The organism is Oceanobacillus arenosus, from assembly GCF_003369575.1.
Classification (GTDB): domain Bacteria; phylum Bacillota; class Bacilli; order Bacillales; family Amphibacillaceae; genus Oceanobacillus; species Oceanobacillus arenosus.
Genome location: NZ_PIOC01000023.1, coordinates 52,915 through 67,604 on the forward strand (window position 1 = coordinate 52,915; position 14,690 = coordinate 67,604).

Annotated in this window: 15 protein-coding genes and 1 riboswitch; of the genes, 12 read left to right on the forward strand and 3 right to left on the reverse strand. The window is 38.3% G+C overall.

The window, feature by feature from the left end; all coding sequences use genetic code 11:
- The first annotated feature begins 141 nt into the window (after positions 1–141).
- From opp4A to CWR48_RS15195, 7 genes are all read left to right on the forward strand, one after another.
- Positions 142–2,004 (forward strand): oligopeptide ABC transporter substrate-binding protein, encoded by a 1,863-nt coding sequence (opp4A, locus tag CWR48_RS15165; protein ID WP_115774167.1) that lies wholly within the window; start codon positions 142–144, stop codon positions 2,002–2,004.
- A 540-nt stretch (positions 2,005–2,544) separates the two neighbouring features.
- Positions 2,545–3,399 (forward strand): chemotaxis protein, encoded by an 855-nt coding sequence (locus tag CWR48_RS15170; RefSeq protein ID WP_115774168.1) that lies wholly within the window; start codon positions 2,545–2,547, stop codon positions 3,397–3,399.
- A gap of 37 nt (positions 3,400–3,436) precedes the next feature.
- Complete coding sequence (gene rpiA / locus CWR48_RS15175; RefSeq protein WP_115774169.1) at positions 3,437–4,117, forward strand: ribose-5-phosphate isomerase RpiA; 681 nt, start codon at positions 3,437–3,439, stop codon at positions 4,115–4,117.
- Between the two features lie 87 nt (positions 4,118–4,204).
- Complete coding sequence (locus CWR48_RS15180) at positions 4,205–4,438, forward strand: YciI family protein (protein WP_115774287.1); 234 nt, start codon at positions 4,205–4,207, stop codon at positions 4,436–4,438.
- A 58-nt stretch (positions 4,439–4,496) separates the two neighbouring features.
- Positions 4,497–4,544: riboswitch (PreQ1 riboswitch) on the forward strand.
- A 74-nt stretch (positions 4,545–4,618) separates the two neighbouring features.
- Entirely contained in the window at positions 4,619–5,107 is a 489-nt protein-coding gene (gene queF, locus CWR48_RS15185; RefSeq protein WP_115774170.1) for a preQ(1) synthase, read from the forward strand.
- A gap of 229 nt (positions 5,108–5,336) precedes the next feature.
- Positions 5,337–5,906, forward strand: a complete 570-nt coding sequence (locus tag CWR48_RS15190; protein WP_115774171.1) for a chromate transporter — start codon at positions 5,337–5,339, stop codon at positions 5,904–5,906.
- Entirely contained in the window at positions 5,903–6,430 is a 528-nt protein-coding gene (locus tag CWR48_RS15195) for a chromate transporter (protein WP_115774172.1), read from the forward strand. The genes CWR48_RS15190 and CWR48_RS15195 overlap by 4 nt, the downstream gene beginning before the upstream one ends.
- Positions 6,431–6,877: 447 nt before the next feature.
- Here CWR48_RS15195 and CWR48_RS15200 read toward each other — a convergent pair whose 3' ends face one another.
- Positions 6,878–7,663, reverse strand: coding sequence for an HAD family hydrolase (locus tag CWR48_RS15200; RefSeq protein ID WP_115774173.1), 786 nt, complete (start codon positions 7,661–7,663; stop codon positions 6,878–6,880).
- Positions 7,664–7,810: 147 nt separating this feature from the next.
- On the reverse strand, positions 7,811–9,508 hold the full coding sequence (locus tag CWR48_RS15205) for a M3 family oligoendopeptidase (protein ID WP_115774174.1): 1,698 nt from the start codon (positions 9,506–9,508) through the stop codon (positions 7,811–7,813).
- A gap of 121 nt (positions 9,509–9,629) precedes the next feature.
- Between CWR48_RS15205 and CWR48_RS15210 the strand changes: the two genes are divergently transcribed.
- The 3 genes from CWR48_RS15210 to CWR48_RS15220 all read left to right on the forward strand — a co-directional run bounded on the left by CWR48_RS15210 (position 9,630) and on the right by CWR48_RS15220 (position 10,453).
- A complete protein-coding gene (locus CWR48_RS15210) occupies positions 9,630–9,857 on the forward strand; it encodes a DUF2164 domain-containing protein (protein ID WP_211316757.1) in 228 nt (75 codons plus the stop codon).
- A gap of 18 nt (positions 9,858–9,875) precedes the next feature.
- Positions 9,876–10,070, forward strand: coding sequence for a YwbE family protein (locus CWR48_RS15215; RefSeq protein WP_115774176.1), 195 nt, complete (start codon positions 9,876–9,878; stop codon positions 10,068–10,070).
- A gap of 92 nt (positions 10,071–10,162) precedes the next feature.
- The gene (locus CWR48_RS15220) at positions 10,163–10,453 is read left to right on the forward strand and encodes a hypothetical protein (protein ID WP_115774177.1); all 291 of its coding nucleotides are present in this window, start codon (positions 10,163–10,165) and stop codon (positions 10,451–10,453) included.
- Between the two features lie 171 nt (positions 10,454–10,624).
- Here CWR48_RS15220 and CWR48_RS15225 read toward each other — a convergent pair whose 3' ends face one another.
- Positions 10,625–11,479 carry a CvfB family protein gene (locus CWR48_RS15225; protein WP_115774178.1) on the reverse strand — a complete coding sequence of 285 codons (855 nt, stop codon included), beginning with the start codon at positions 11,477–11,479 and terminating at the stop codon, positions 10,625–10,627.
- Positions 11,480–12,262: 783 nt separating this feature from the next.
- On the opposite strand from CWR48_RS15225, the gene CWR48_RS15230 reads away from it, so the two are divergent.
- A complete protein-coding gene (locus tag CWR48_RS15230; RefSeq protein WP_115774179.1) occupies positions 12,263–13,159 on the forward strand; it encodes an AEC family transporter in 897 nt (298 codons plus the stop codon).
- A 63-nt stretch (positions 13,160–13,222) separates the two neighbouring features.
- A complete protein-coding gene (locus tag CWR48_RS15235; RefSeq protein ID WP_115774180.1) occupies positions 13,223–14,683 on the forward strand; it encodes a magnesium transporter CorA family protein in 1,461 nt (486 codons plus the stop codon).
- Positions 14,684–14,690 lie beyond the last annotated feature (7 nt).

Below are 14,690 nucleotides of genomic sequence, written 5' to 3' on the forward strand. Positions count from 1 at the left end.
ATGTGCGGAAGAGTAGTGGTTAATAATGAAGAATATGTTGCTTTCATCAATATTTTCTTATATTGATGTTCAAGTATAGCAATCAGTCGGGAAATCACTCATGGCTGATGAATAAAGGACAAAAAAGGGGAGGTTACAAGAATGAAACAGACAAAATGGCTTTTGGCTCTAATGCTTGTATTAGTTCTAGTATTAGCAGCATGTAGTAGTGGCGGATCTGATGAGGAGAAACCGGCCGATTCAGAAGATCCTGCTACAGACGAAGGTACAGATGAAAACGCTGACGCGGAAGAACCGGCAGATGAAGAAGACAGTGGGGATAAACTATATTCAATCGATGACTTTAGCCCTGATAAGACTAATGAGGGGGAAGCGATTGATGGGGGTACACTAAACTATGGTTTAGTATCTGATACTGTTTTCGAAGGTGTCCTTAACCCAGTATTTTATGAAGGTAATCCAGACTTTGAAGTTATGAAATTCTTTACAGAACCTGATGGTAATCTTTTAAGTATCGAAAATGATAACTTCACTTATACACAAGATGGTGCAGCAGAGTGGGAAGTTGATGAAGATGGCACAACATTTACAATAAAAATCCGTGATAACGTGAACTGGCATGATGGTGAACCAGTTAAAGCGGAAGACTTAGAATTTGCGTATGAAGTAATTGGCAGCCCAGATTATACTGGAGTGCGTTACTATGCAGTTGAAAATGTTGTTGGTATTGATGAATATAATGCTGGAGAAGTAGATAAAATCTCTGGTGTTGAAGTTGTCGATGAGAAGACAATAAAAATTACATTTAAAGAAGCAAATCCATCATTATTAGCTAGTGGAATATGGAATGCGCCAATGCCAAAGCATATTTTTAAAGATATTCCGATTGCAGAAATGGCTGAAAGTGATGCAGTTCGTGTGAACCCAATTGGTTTTGGACCATTTAAAGTGGATACAATTGTACCAGGAGAGTCAGTGACATATACAGCAAATGAAGATTACTGGCAAGGTGCTCCTAAGCTTGATGGAATTACATTAAAAGTAATCTCGCCTACAACAGTTGCACAAGCATTAGAAACTGGTGAAATTGATCTTGTTGATAGTTTCCCGACTGATCAATATCCAGATGTTGCAGAAAAATTAACAAACGTAGAATTTTTAGGACAAACAGATTTAGCTTATACGTATATCGGATTTAAGTTAGGACATTTAGATACAGAAACTGGTGAAAGTGTTACAGATCCAGATGCAAAAATGGCTGACGTAAACTTACGTAAAGCAATGTGGTATGCGGTGGATAATAATGCAATCGGTGAGAAATTCTATAATGGTCTTCGCTGGAATGCAACAACATTGATAATTCCACCGTTCACAGAGTACCATGATGCAACAATTGAAACACCAACATATGATCCAGACGAAGCAAATCGTATTTTAGATGAAGCAGGATATGTTGATACAGATGGAGATGGACTTCGTGAAAATCCAGATGGAGAAACGTTAGTCATTAACTTTGCTTCAATGTCTGGAGGAGACACTGCAGAGCCACTTGCAAACTATTACATTCAAGCATGGAAAGCTGTTGGTCTAAATGTCCAATTATTAGATGGTGGACTAATTGAGTTTAACAGTTTCTATGATAGAGTTGAAGGAGATGACCCTGACGTTGATATTTATCAAGGTGCATGGGGTACAGGTACGGACGTAGACCAAGCTGGTTTATATGGTCGTGCTTCAGGATATAACTATTCACGTTATTCGAGTGAAAAGAATGATGAATTACTAGCAGCAGGTGCTTCAAGTGATGCAATGGATATCGAATACCGTCAAGATATTTACAAACAATGGCAACAATTGATGGTTGACGATGTTCCTGTATTCCCAACACTTTATCGTTCTGTTTTAGTACCGGCGAATAACCGTGTTACAGACTTTTCAATTAAAACATCATGGACAAATTGGCATGAAGTTGGTTTGACTCAAGAAGAACCAGTTCTTCCATAAGTTCAGATTTCTTTAAGGGGAGGCCCGCTAGGCGGGTCTTCTTTTATTTGGATTTATTTCAAAGGAAGCATGCAATTTTTCAAGTGATGAATGATAGTACGCAGTTGATATAAAGTGCGGATTATTGATAATTTTGGTTTCACATCTTTAGGAAAATTGAAATTGCTTAAAGGGCTACATTGCTTTACTTCAATTAAGATCGTTTTTAGTAGTAAGTCGCTCTTATATTTGTGGTTTTTTGTAATTACAGCGGAAGAAATACCCGAAGACTCCTGCGGGAAGAAGAGCCTAGGTGAGACTACGAAGTGCGACAGCACAAGTAGGCTCACCAGCTCGCCTAAGGTGCGCGATGGATATTTTTGGAGCGACTAGCCTGAGAGCCTTAAGCACTAAACTGCTCAGCGTTTAACTAAATACTTGCACTTTCTTAGGTTTTCTGTAATCTAGGTATTATTTATCATTAGCTTTCCATGGATTAGTAATATAATAGATGTATGCGATTTGGAAAATACATTGAGCGAAGACTATGGGAGGCTAAACATGACACAAAAGATTGCAATTGCGATTTTGCATGGAATGGGAACGCCAAAAGAGGATTTTGCGGAAGAGCTAATTAAACGGATTTCCAAGCAGTTTGCCAAAAAGCTGCCATGTGAAAAAGTTGAGACAGCGTTAGCATTCGAACCTGTTTTCTGGTCATCTATATTTGAACCGAATCAGGCAGAATTGTGGAATAAGATGCAGCAAAGTGCTAATTTAGATTTTAGGCGTTTAAGACGCTTTGTTATTGAATTTCTAGGTGATGCGATTGCATATCAACCAACAATATATGGAAATCAAAATTATGATAAAGTACATTTCTATGTTGCCTCCGCTATAAATCGCTTACGAGAAAAAGCTGGTTCAGATGCTCCACTTTGTGTGATAAGTCATAGCCTTGGTACGATTGTTGCGAGTAATTATTTCTATGATTTACAATTTAAGCGTGAAAATCGAGGGATTGTAACAAGACGCTGGATGAATCAAACACCAATCGAGCAGTGCGAAACATTAACACTTTTCTATACTTTAGGTAGTCCAATGGTGTTATGGTCTTTACGTTATACTGACTTTGGCTCGCCAATCACCATTCCATCACCAAGGATAAGGGAATTTTATCCAAATGTAGAAGGGGAATGGCTCAATTTCTATGATAAGGATGACGTACTTGCATATCCCTTAAAAGGGATGAATGAAGCCTATAATCAGGCGGTAACCAAAGATGTGGCAGTAAATGCGGGCGGAATCTTAACAAGCTGGACTCCATTATCACATCGTAATTATGACAAGGATAACGAGGTAATTGATCCCATTGTCGATGGCTTGATTAGAACTTGGAGGAGCATTAATGAATAGGGTATAATGGGAGAGAGCGCTAGAGTAGGAGGTTATCATGTTGAATGAGGCAGATATAGGAAAAAAAGCCGTTGGAGAAGAAGCGGCAAAATATGTGAAGAGTGGAATGAAAATAGGTCTTGGATCAGGTTCGACTGTCTACTGGATGGTCAAAAAATTAGGAGAACTTGTTCAACAAGGACTTGATGTGGAAGGGATTCCATCTTCCAATCAGACGGCTGATTGGGCAAGGGAATTCGGTGTGCCATTGACGAATTTTTCAAAAGTGGATCAATTAGACCTTACCATTGATGGTGCAGATGAGGTCGACGAGAATCTACAATTGATAAAAGGTGGTGGCGGTGCACTCTTTAGGGAAAAAGTCATTGCGATGGCGGCAAAAGAGTTGATTATTATCGTTGATAAATCGAAGCTTGTTAAACACTTAGGAGAATTCCCGTTATCCGTTGAAGTGCTGCCGTTTGGCTGGGAAGTAACAGAGAAGAAAATTGCATTACTTGGTTGTCAGCCAACATTGAGAAAAAAAGATCAGGAAATCTTCGTATCGGATAATGGTAATTATATTTTAGATTGTGCTTTCGGAGAGATTATGGATCCGAAGAAACTACATGAACAATTGAAATTAATTGTTGGTGTTGTGGAAACAGGATTATTCGTTGATATGGCGAATGAGGTTATCGTTGGTAATGGTAACGAAATTGAGGTTATTTCTCAATAAATGTATACGTATTAATTCGGTAAAATTCGACAAAACTCGGGGAGTGACAGGCACGTGGCACAGAATTATTTTGCGGTTTTTTCACCAATGTTAGATACAGAGAAGAATGTAACCTTTCGCCCGGACCATCTTGCTTATTTAAAGGAAAAGGAGGAAGAAGGTAAGGTGTTTGCGAAAGGTCGATTTACAGATGGAGTTGGTGGTTTAGTTATCTACATAGCGGAAAGTTATGAGGAAGTAGAAGCAATCGTCAAGCAGGACCCATATGTTGTGAGTGGTGCAAGAGGCTACGAAATTCATGAATGGGAAATGACAGTATAAGCGAGCACAATAGAAGATTGACAGTCTGTTGTTTCCTTTATATAATAGGCTAGATTGATAAGAAGAGGTTCTTAGCATGAAACCCTCTATAAAAAACTAAGGACAGATGATGCGTTTATCATGCCATGTGCCTTAGGGTGCATGGCATTTTTGCTATTAAAAATAGGAGGAGATTCTAAGATGAAGGATCAAGATTTATCAGATTTAACGCTATTAGGCAATCAAGGAACAAGCTATGATTTTGAATATAATCCAAAGGTATTGGAGTCATTTGAAAACAAGCACCAAAATCGTGATTATTTCGTAAAATTTAATTGCCCAGAATTTACGGCGTTATGCCCAATCACAGCACAACCTGATTTTGCTACAGTTTATATTAGTTATATCCCCGACGTGAAGATGGTAGAAAGCAAGTCATTAAAACTATACTTATTCAGTTTCCGTAATCATGGCGCATTCCATGAAGATACGATGAACATCATTATGAATGATTTAATCGAATTGATGGACCCACGCTATATCGAAGTATGGGGAAAATTCACTCCAAGAGGTGGGATCTCGATTGATCCATATTGCAACTATGGTAAACCAGGCACGAAATACGAACAAATGGCAGACCACCGTATGATGAACCATGACATGTATCCAGAAAAAATAGATAATCGCTAAGGTGATGTACGTCTTTCCGAGTGGAAGACGTATTTTTTTCCTATTCCTCCTTCAAACTAAAATTTAATTCGCTAATTATCGATTAGTTCCGCTATTATATCGTATAATTAGAATACAATGTTGAGTAGCAAAGGGAGAATCAAATTAATAATCATCGAGGCTCAAAAGAATTATAGAAAACAAAAGCAGCAACGGGATACATACTATGTAAATAAAGGTTTGTGAACTAATGAAAACACAATGGAATATTTTTATGGCTTTTTTCAGGTCGGGTATGCTTGGATTTGGTGGTGGACCTGCTTCCATTCCTTTAATTCAAAAAGAGGTGGTTGAGAAATATCAATGGATGACGGAAGAGGACTTTGGTGACATGCTGGCAATTGCAAATACTTTGCCAGGACCAATCGCAACTAAATTAGCTGGATATGTTGGCTACCGGATTGCTGGTTTTGTTGGCATGATAAATGCATTAATAGCAGCAGTTGCGCCAACAATTATTCTTATGATCCTGCTATTAACATCACTATCCTCCTTCAAGGAATTTGATTGGGTTCATGGGATGACAGCGGCAGTAGTTCCAATTGTTGGGATGATGATGGCAATATTGACATGGGGATTTATCAAGAAGGCTGGAAAAGGGTTTGGCTGGGGCAAGGTGATTATTATTGGCGCCATTTTATTTGTTGCATTGCAGCTATTACATATTCATCCAGGGATAATCATTGCTGCACTTCTAATTATTGCCCTCACCCTCCGTGATAAAACAACTGTCAGGAATGAAAGAGGGAAAAAATCATGATTTATTGGCAATTATTTTTAGCTGCTTTTATTCCGGGAATATTAGGCTACGGTGGAGGCCCAGCCTCGATTCCACTCGTTGAAAATGAAGTTGTAAAACACTATGAATGGATGACGGTACAAGAGTTTGGAGAAGTGCTTGCGATTGCGAATTCCTTGCCGGGTCCAATTGCACCGAAGCTAGCAGGGTATATTGGCTTTGAAGTTGGTGGCATATTAGGGGTTATTGTAAGTGTCTTTGCCTCGGTTGCGCCTTCCCTAATTCTGATGATTGTACTCGGAAGCATACTTTATAAGTATAAAAATTCACCAAAAGTGCAGCGCTTGACATTGTTTGTCCAACCTGTAATCGCAATATTATTAGGTGTGATGGCATGGCATTTCTTTCTGGAATCCTACATCGGAATTGGTTTGTGGCAAACAATCATGATAGCGTGTATTAGTTATTTGTTGATTGAAAAGTGGAAAGTGCATCCGGCATTTGTGATTTTTGCAGCAATTGTATATGGGGGATTCATGCTATAGCAGTGAATCCATAACAAAAGCTTAAAGCTAGTTTGAGCTGTGTACGGACTTCGCCTCACGGACGTGAGGTGGTTCGACGTTGCCACAAGACGTGGCGAACTTAGTCGAACTTCTCCTTGCCTTTTGAGATAAAGGAAACATGCCCCTTCACTTTAGGGGTATGCCGACGTTGGCGAATGCCCGATTTTAGTCGGCCTTCCTTAATCCTAACGAATCGATGTTGACTTTTACCACAAGGGTATAAGTGCGACTAAGCCTCATGTGTAACCAATCGGCAAGTCTTCTTTATCGTACGGAGGTGAGGGAAGTCTCGCTACAGCTTTAGCGCTGGAGCCGGACGTGGCTCTTCTCGGTAATTAAGTTATCCACAGCATCCGATTTTATAGTTACCTAATCCATAAAATAAGCCATGGCCACTCATTGAGTTGACCATGGCTTTAACACAATTTATTTCACAATACCTAATTCCTTCAATCCGTTATAGATGCCGGAATCTGTTACAGAAGTTGTACGACGCTTCGCATATTGAAAAAGATCTGGATGTGCGTTTGCCATTGCGAATCCTTCGCCAACCGCTCGAAGCATTTCTTTATCATTCATTCCGTCGCCAAAAGCAATTGCTTCCTCTTTTGCTACATTTATCCGTTTAAGCAATTCCGTTATTGCTTCGCCTTTATTTACACTATCGCGAATAATATCATAAGAATGTTCTGCGCCTTCCACATTCACTTGAGAAAGATGGAAAGCTGGATTGAATTCATACAGTGCAGGATGCGATGGCTCGAGGTTCATCACAGTCACTCCTAAAATCTGATGATTGACCGCTTCCGAATAGGCTTCGTTATGCTTCATTTGAAATGCATCACTAAATTTTGAAACGATTGGGCTGTCTAAATTAGAAAAGTAATTTTTCCCATTTGTATACATAACAAATTCATGATTATTTTCCATAGCAATCTTGACAAATCTTTCGATGATAGCGGCATCGATTGGCTCATCCACGACTGTTTCATTTTGGTAAATCGCATATGCACCGTTATAGCCAATGCCGGAATCAATCGTAAGTTCTTCTGCTAACATGCTAATTTCATGGATAGGTCGACCAGTGGCAAGAAAGACTTCAATACCTTGTTCCTTCGCCTGTTTGATTGCATCTTTTGTTGACGCGGTGTATGTATGGTCGGGTTTTAAAATGGTACCATCAATATCTAGGAAAAGTGCTTTGTACGTCATGTTAATCTCCTTTTGGAAAATATAGTTTATGAAGTAAGTTTAGCATATTAAAGAACTTTATTCACTATTGTGTAGGGCTGTAAGAATTGTCCGATATTGAAACAAAAAAATACCAGACACCTGAATGCCTGGTATTAAAAGATATATTTATAATGCTTTATCATCCACTGAATCTAGCCATTCCTCAATCGAATCGATGACAGATTCGACTGTTCCATCTTCAAACGGTGAGCGAAGATTTGCTGCTTCTACTAATCCTAGGAAAGGTTTTGATCCCCCAAGTTTGCACAAATTTAAATAATCCTTCCATGCATCCTCATGGTTTTCACGATCACGTTTCCAGAATTGGAAGGCACAGATTTGTGCCAATGTATAATCAATATAATAGAAAGGACTTTCATAAATATGGCCTTGGCGCTGCCAGAAGCCACCAGCCTCTAGATATGCATTTCCATCATAATCACGATGTGGAAGATAGATTTCCTCTAATTTCTTCCATGCAGCTTTACGCTCATCAGGTGTCCATTCCGGATTCTCATAAATGAGATGCTGGAATTCATCTACAGCCACACCGTATGGAATAAATTGCAATGCCCCACCTAAATGAGAGAATTTATATTTCTCAACATCTTCTTTGAAGAAATTCTCCATCCATGGCCATGTGAAGAATTCCATACTCATGGAATGAATTTCCGCTGATTCACTTGTTGGCCATAAATATTCAGGTATACCAATATTGCGGCTAGAATACACTTGGAATGCATGTCCTGCTTCATGTGTGAGCACATCGATATCTCCAGAAGTACCATTGAAATTAGAAAAGATGAATGGAGATTGATAGTCATCAATGAATGTGCAGTATCCACCAGCTTCTTTTCCTTTCTTCGCTTCAAGGTCCATCAAATTACGGTCAAGCATGTATTGGAAGAACACATCTGTTTCCTCGGATAATTCCCCGTACATTTTCTTCCCATTCTCAATAATCCATTCCGGTGATCCCTTTGGTTCTGCATTTCCACTTGTATACTGGAACCCTTCATCATAAAACTTAAGGGAATCAACACCAATACGTGCCGCTTGTCTTTCATATAACTTCGTAGCCGCAGGGACAATGGAATCACGAACCTGTTTTCGGAAAACCTCAACCATTTCGGCGTTATAATCAATTCGCTGCATTCTTAGATAGCCAAGCTCGATGAAATTCTTAAACCCTAACTTCGTTGCAATTTCATGGCGCGTTTTTACAAGTTGATCATAGAGATCATCGAATTTGGCTGCATTTGTTTCGAAAAAGCCAAATTTTGCTTCAATCGCTTGTTTACGAATTGCCCGATCCTTGCTTTCTTCAAAAGGTTCCAGTTGTGCAAGTGTATAAATTTCACCTTGAAACTCAATTTGTGCGGAAGCCTTTAGTTTTGAATACTCTGAAGTTAATTTATTCTCCTTTTGCATCAATTCGATAACTGCAGGAGAAAATGATTTGATTGCAAAGTCAGCGATTTGGAAAAGCTGTGCACCAAATCTTTCCTCAAGTGCTTGGCGATATTGTGACTTTACTAATTCCTTGTAAAATTCCGTATCAAGCTCTTGGATTTTTGGCAATACTTCATCAAAGAAATCACGTTCCTTTTGATAGAATGCATCATTCGTATCAATGGAGGCTCGAATATAAACAAGGTTGAATAAGGTAGAGAGTTTATTGCGAAATGCATTGATCTTTTCCATTGATTCGGTTGCTACTTCTAAGCTATTTGCAGTTGAAAAGGCTGTCAAAAGCTCTTGGAATGTCGCTTTTTCTGTTTGTAAATTTGGTCGCGCGTAAACATAGTCCTCAAATTTAAGCATGATAATTCCCCCTCTATATAAATGATTGCAAATATAATTATAATTTACTTTCACGTAATTTACATCTATTAGGTGATGTTTTGTTATAATATAGGCACAATAACAATGATGGGAGCGTATTATGGACGAAAAAATGACGTTAACAAAGGAACAGCGGGACGAGATGATTGCATTAATTAAAACATATTTTCAACAGAATATGGACGATGCAATTGGTGATTTAAAAGCAATGATGCTATTAGATTTTATTACTACGGAACTTGCACCGAAGTTTTATAATCGAGGTGTAGAGGATAGCCATACCTATTTAGCGTCAAAGCTGGATGATTTATTTGAAATTCAGAAATAGTAGAAAGGGCGAACAGAAATGGAAATAGATGGTAGGTATCGAAAAAACGTAAAACCTGGATTAGCTGTCGATATTGTTTTGAAACAGGATCAACGAACAGGTAAAACGACGGCTGGAATTGTGAAGGATTTATTAACTAAATCTGAATTTCATCCACATGGGATAAAAGTGCGGCTTGAGGACGGGCAGGTAGGGAGAATTAATACGAAATAGGACTTGATGAATATATCGCGCTTTCATTGACTTTGCTAGCGTTCAATTGTAAACTAAAAATAGTGAACAATTTAGATAATGGGGTGAACAGGATGATTGGGTCAGTCTTTATTGTTGGTGGAATCTTAACATTTGCAGTAGTAGTCATTAATCTTATTCTTGTAAAAGTAACTGCAGCAGATAAATCTTGGAGTTACATTCCAAGTCACATTCTTGTTGCAGCTGGATTAATTTTCCTTTTGGTTGCGACATTTGTGAATGTGACATTTGCAGGGGCACCTTTAGGTGGATGGGGCATTGCTTCTTTATTTGCAGCAGCAATTGGCTATGTGATTACAGCTATTATGGATACTTACACGAATGCAGATGTACAAAATGCGTAATATGATCAAAGAAAAGGGCGAAATATCGCTCTTTTTTTGTTTGGTAATTGATGGAAAGATAGCCACAAACCGAATTAAATAGGTAAAAATTAAATGAAACTTACAAATGAATTTTAAGTAATATTAAAGATAAAGTAAACCCCGCAATCTATTCGATTACGGGGTAAGTTTTTATTTCAAGTACGTATTTCCATCGCGCTGTTCAATTTTTCCTTCTTTCATCAGTTTACCAAGTGCACGCTTAAATGCAGCTTTACTGATATTGAATGTACCGCGAATATCATCGGGGTCACTCTTATCGCTAAACGGAATGATGCCATCATGTGCTTCTAGATGTTCTAAAATCGCATCAGCATCTTCTCCCATACTATCCTGCTTAAGTGGGCGTAATGAAATATTTAATGTGCCATCGAGTTTCACTTCGATTACTCGTCCATGGACAAGCTCACCAAGTCTTGGCTCAGTTTTTCGTTCGGTATGGTGGATGAATCCTCGGTAATTCTCATCTGTTAATATTGCAGAACCTTCTCTACTCGTATGATAGACAGTTCCGCTAATTTGTTGATTCAATAATTCTTCTGGTGCAAGCTCGATTTCTCTTGCAATCACGCCTTCCGTTGCTGGGAGTGCAAGCAGGCGACCTCTTTGATCCTTACCTAAGGTGACGAATAGTTTGTCGCCAACGTTCGGCCAAACATCTTCAAATAAAGGTAGATCATCGATGGAGACGAGCATTTCTTTGGCAATGCCGATATTGACAAATGCCCCTAACTTTGGAATAACCTCAACAACTTCTGCCCAGTCATATGCATCCATTTGCACTGTAGGAATTGTCGTTGTTGCTGCGATATTTTCCTTTTTGTCATTATAGAGGAAGACTTCCACTTCTTGATTTTCTTCTAGTTCATGGTCTGTTTCATTATGATGGAGGAGTGCATCTTCTCCGGCCTTTGATAATACATACCCTGTTTCAATTTTACGTAGTACGTCCATTGTTTGGACCGTGCCAATTCGTAGTAAGTTCATTTTAATTTACCCTTCTTTCAGTCTATGTATTGGAAAAGGGGTACCCTTTTATAAGAGTACCCCTTTAATTATAAAGTAACACTAAAGTTTTATATATATTTTTTTAATCCCGATTAGCTTCGGGTGGGAAATTTCAGCATTGTAATTTCACTTTAACCGCGGTACATGTTCCACTGGGTGTTTCCTAACTTAAGCAACGCAAGCCCATCCTGCTCTTACGTCCTTGCGACCCTTTAGTCGCGCCAGTGTGAATAAGCATCTTCAAAAACATTGTAGAATGCCAGATCACTTTATGTTACTTAGATTATATATATTCTCATAGAAACATTCATTTGTCAATGTTTCTCTAGAAAAATATTATGGTGTATCCTTTCTTGTATAGATCCATGATGATAATAGGTAAGAAAGGTAGAGACAAATGATTGAAAATAGGATGATAATCAAGGCTGGCTTGAATTTGATAAGATTAATGACGAAGAATAGGATTTGATTGGCAGGCTTCTAATAAAAAGAGATCATCATAAACGAAGCCGATTTTCTTTCCTTCGAGTACGATTTTTCCTAATTCGTTTTCCAGCTCGCGAATCTGCCAATCCTTATACACAATATGTATAATGATGTAAACTGAAAATGTAAAAAAATACAAAATAAGATTGTAGATATGGTAAACTATTAAATAGTTCTATAGAAGAAGTTCAAAAAGTCCGATGATACGGACAGATGGTATTCCACTGCCATTACGTACCGCTTTTTGAACGCGCACTATTAAATGGAGATGTTGAAATGAGTTTATTTCTTAATGTAATATTGCCAATCATGGTTATTTTCGCAGCGGGATTTGCATTGCAGCGAATTCGTGTTCTAGATGTAAAATCTGTGTCTGCAGTAACGCTATACATACTATCGCCTTGTCTCGTTTTCACGTCGCTTTATGATGCGAAATTTGATAGTGGGTATATTATCATTATCGTCTATATGTTTTCGTTGTTCTTTATTATGGTATTAATTAATAAGATTTTAGCGAAAATATTTAAATGGCCGGCAAATATTGAAAGTGCATCAATCCTTGCGACTGGTTTTATGAACGCAGGAAATTATGGACTTCCAGTTGTTTTATTTAGCGTTGGACCGCAAGCATTGCCATATGCGGTATTTATCATGGTTGTACAAGGAATACAAAATAATTTCTTTGGTGTCTATTATGCATCACGGAGTTCAAAAGGGATGAAGTATGCATTACGTAATGTCATGAAAATGCCAACGACCTATGCAACGATTCTTGCGTTTCTATTCCAAGCGTTTTCCGTTGAAGTGCCAGAGTCATTTCACTCGGTGCTAGCAATGGTGGGGGATGCGGCAATTCCGGTTATGATGATTATGCTTGGGATGCAACTTGGTTCGTTGACAGGCATCAAATTAAACTGGCAGGTGATAACGTCGGCAGTGACGTTGAAGATGATTGCAGCACCACTTATTGCATCAGGATTTGTCCTATTATTTAATGTTGATCCTTTAATTGGTCTCGTACTAATAATCATCTCTGCAATGCCAACTGCAGCTACGACAACAATGTATGCAATCGAATTTGATACAGAGCCAGAGCTAGTTTCGAGCATCACGTTCATAGCGACAGCGTTAAGTATTGTGACCGTAACAATCCTGTTAAATATTATTGCTTAAGGCCGTTTCAAATATTAACCAACGATAAGACAAGAAATATTGTACATTAATGGGGGAGAAAGAATGGTAGCAGAAGGAATGCATAATCAACAACCAGTTGAACAGTCTGAGTCAATAACTGCAACCCAGCAATTTCTTTTTCCGTTCCTATTAAAGGATGGTAAAATTGAAGCTTTTATAAAGAGGCTTCAACAAGGGGATTTCACCTTCTTTTCGGTAGAGGATAAGGAACAGCAGGATCAGTACTATGGAAGAATGAAAGTTTCTCATGCGAATTTAGAAACGTATTTTATGCCTAACATAGAACCGATACTGTTTCCTGATTCCATTCATGACAGAGAAGGATTGAGGAGATTCTCTAAGAATATGGATAGGGAATATAGCTTCGTGTCACCCCATCTTACGACAACCTTTGTAATTGCTTCTATTGATATTATTATTTGCCCGTTTCATATTGGATTAATGAATATTAGGGTTCATTTTCCTGAAGACTTAGCAACCAATGATATCTTGCATTTTGGTGATTTATTTCGGATGTTAACGATAAATGAGGAAGAGGCTTTCAATGTAAAGGTTGGTTTAAATGAGGATTCTCTCTATTCGGTGAAGGATTTAATTTATCACGAATTGCTTCAAGAATTTACTGAGTATATCGATAATCGGAGTGCCGATAGTACAACCTATTTCGGAAGTTTGCCATTTTTTATTGATGAACGGATGTATGTGATTAGCTTTTTACCACTAAATGAGGAAATTGAAATAACGGCGAAGGATTTATACCGTATTGGCGAGCTGAATGGGTATGATGCAAACGGTGAAGCTTATGTGGGTGCGTCAAACCCTGACTATATTCAGCGCTATTATGAGGAAAAAGTGTATGACAGATGGGGCGACACGACCTATTATGTGACGAGTGATACGCATTTTTCCTGTGTTACAAAAAAGAAGGGAGGGCTTGGTAAGCAATTATCACAGCAAATGTATGGCGAGCATTTTTACGGACTTCTTCTATTCTTCTATTATAAGCTCGTTTTATTAAAACTGAGTCATGATTATTCTAAAGTCGAAGTAGAAAAAGATATGAGAAAAGTAGAGCTCCTGATGATAATGATAACGACATTCACTTCCAAATATTATCTGCCCGAAGTTAATAGTACATCAGCAGGCAAAGAAATTTTTAGAGATGTAAAAAGAATCTTTCGTATTGAGAAACTCTATGAAGATGTGAAGCATTCCTTAGCAATCCTTTATCAAAATCAGGATAAATGGGATGGGAAAAGACTAAATTATTTGATCCAAATTTTGACGATCTATACAGTGATTTCGGGGATTTTTGGAATGAACCTAGTGATTGAGGAGTTAGGTACCGGTCTAACGTTTTCTATCTTAAAAACCTACTCCATCTTTGAATGGCTCGTATTGGCTGTTACCCTTTCAGGGATACTGATTTCACTCGCATTGGGATTCTTTTTCATTAAACGTTTTTTCGATGAAAAGAAAAGCAGAAAGCGTAGAATGTTTTAGCATTGCA

Coding starts and splice junctions, on each gene's coding strand:
- opp4A (WP_115774167.1), top strand. CDS start 142: ATGAAACAGACAAAATGGCTTTTGGCTCTAATGCTTGTATTAGTTCTA.
- CWR48_RS15170 (WP_115774168.1), top strand. CDS start 2,545: ATGACACAAAAGATTGCAATTGCGATTTTGCATGGAATGGGAACGCCA.
- rpiA (WP_115774169.1), top strand. CDS start 3,437: ATGTTGAATGAGGCAGATATAGGAAAAAAAGCCGTTGGAGAAGAAGCG.
- CWR48_RS15180 (WP_115774287.1), top strand. CDS start 4,205: ATGTTAGATACAGAGAAGAATGTAACCTTTCGCCCGGACCATCTTGCT.
- queF (WP_115774170.1), top strand. CDS start 4,619: ATGAAGGATCAAGATTTATCAGATTTAACGCTATTAGGCAATCAAGGA.
- CWR48_RS15190 (WP_115774171.1), top strand. CDS start 5,337: ATGAAAACACAATGGAATATTTTTATGGCTTTTTTCAGGTCGGGTATG.
- CWR48_RS15195 (WP_115774172.1), top strand. CDS start 5,903: ATGATTTATTGGCAATTATTTTTAGCTGCTTTTATTCCGGGAATATTA.
- CWR48_RS15200 (WP_115774173.1), bottom strand. CDS start 7,663: ATGACGTACAAAGCACTTTTCCTAGATATTGATGGTACCATTTTAAAA.
- CWR48_RS15205 (WP_115774174.1), bottom strand. CDS start 9,508: ATGCTTAAATTTGAGGACTATGTTTACGCGCGACCAAATTTACAAACA.
- CWR48_RS15210 (WP_211316757.1), top strand. CDS start 9,630: ATGGACGAAAAAATGACGTTAACAAAGGAACAGCGGGACGAGATGATT.
- CWR48_RS15215 (WP_115774176.1), top strand. CDS start 9,876: ATGGAAATAGATGGTAGGTATCGAAAAAACGTAAAACCTGGATTAGCT.
- CWR48_RS15220 (WP_115774177.1), top strand. CDS start 10,163: ATGATTGGGTCAGTCTTTATTGTTGGTGGAATCTTAACATTTGCAGTA.
- CWR48_RS15225 (WP_115774178.1), bottom strand. CDS start 11,479: ATGAACTTACTACGAATTGGCACGGTCCAAACAATGGACGTACTACGT.
- CWR48_RS15230 (WP_115774179.1), top strand. CDS start 12,263: ATGAGTTTATTTCTTAATGTAATATTGCCAATCATGGTTATTTTCGCA.
- CWR48_RS15235 (WP_115774180.1), top strand. CDS start 13,223: ATGGTAGCAGAAGGAATGCATAATCAACAACCAGTTGAACAGTCTGAG.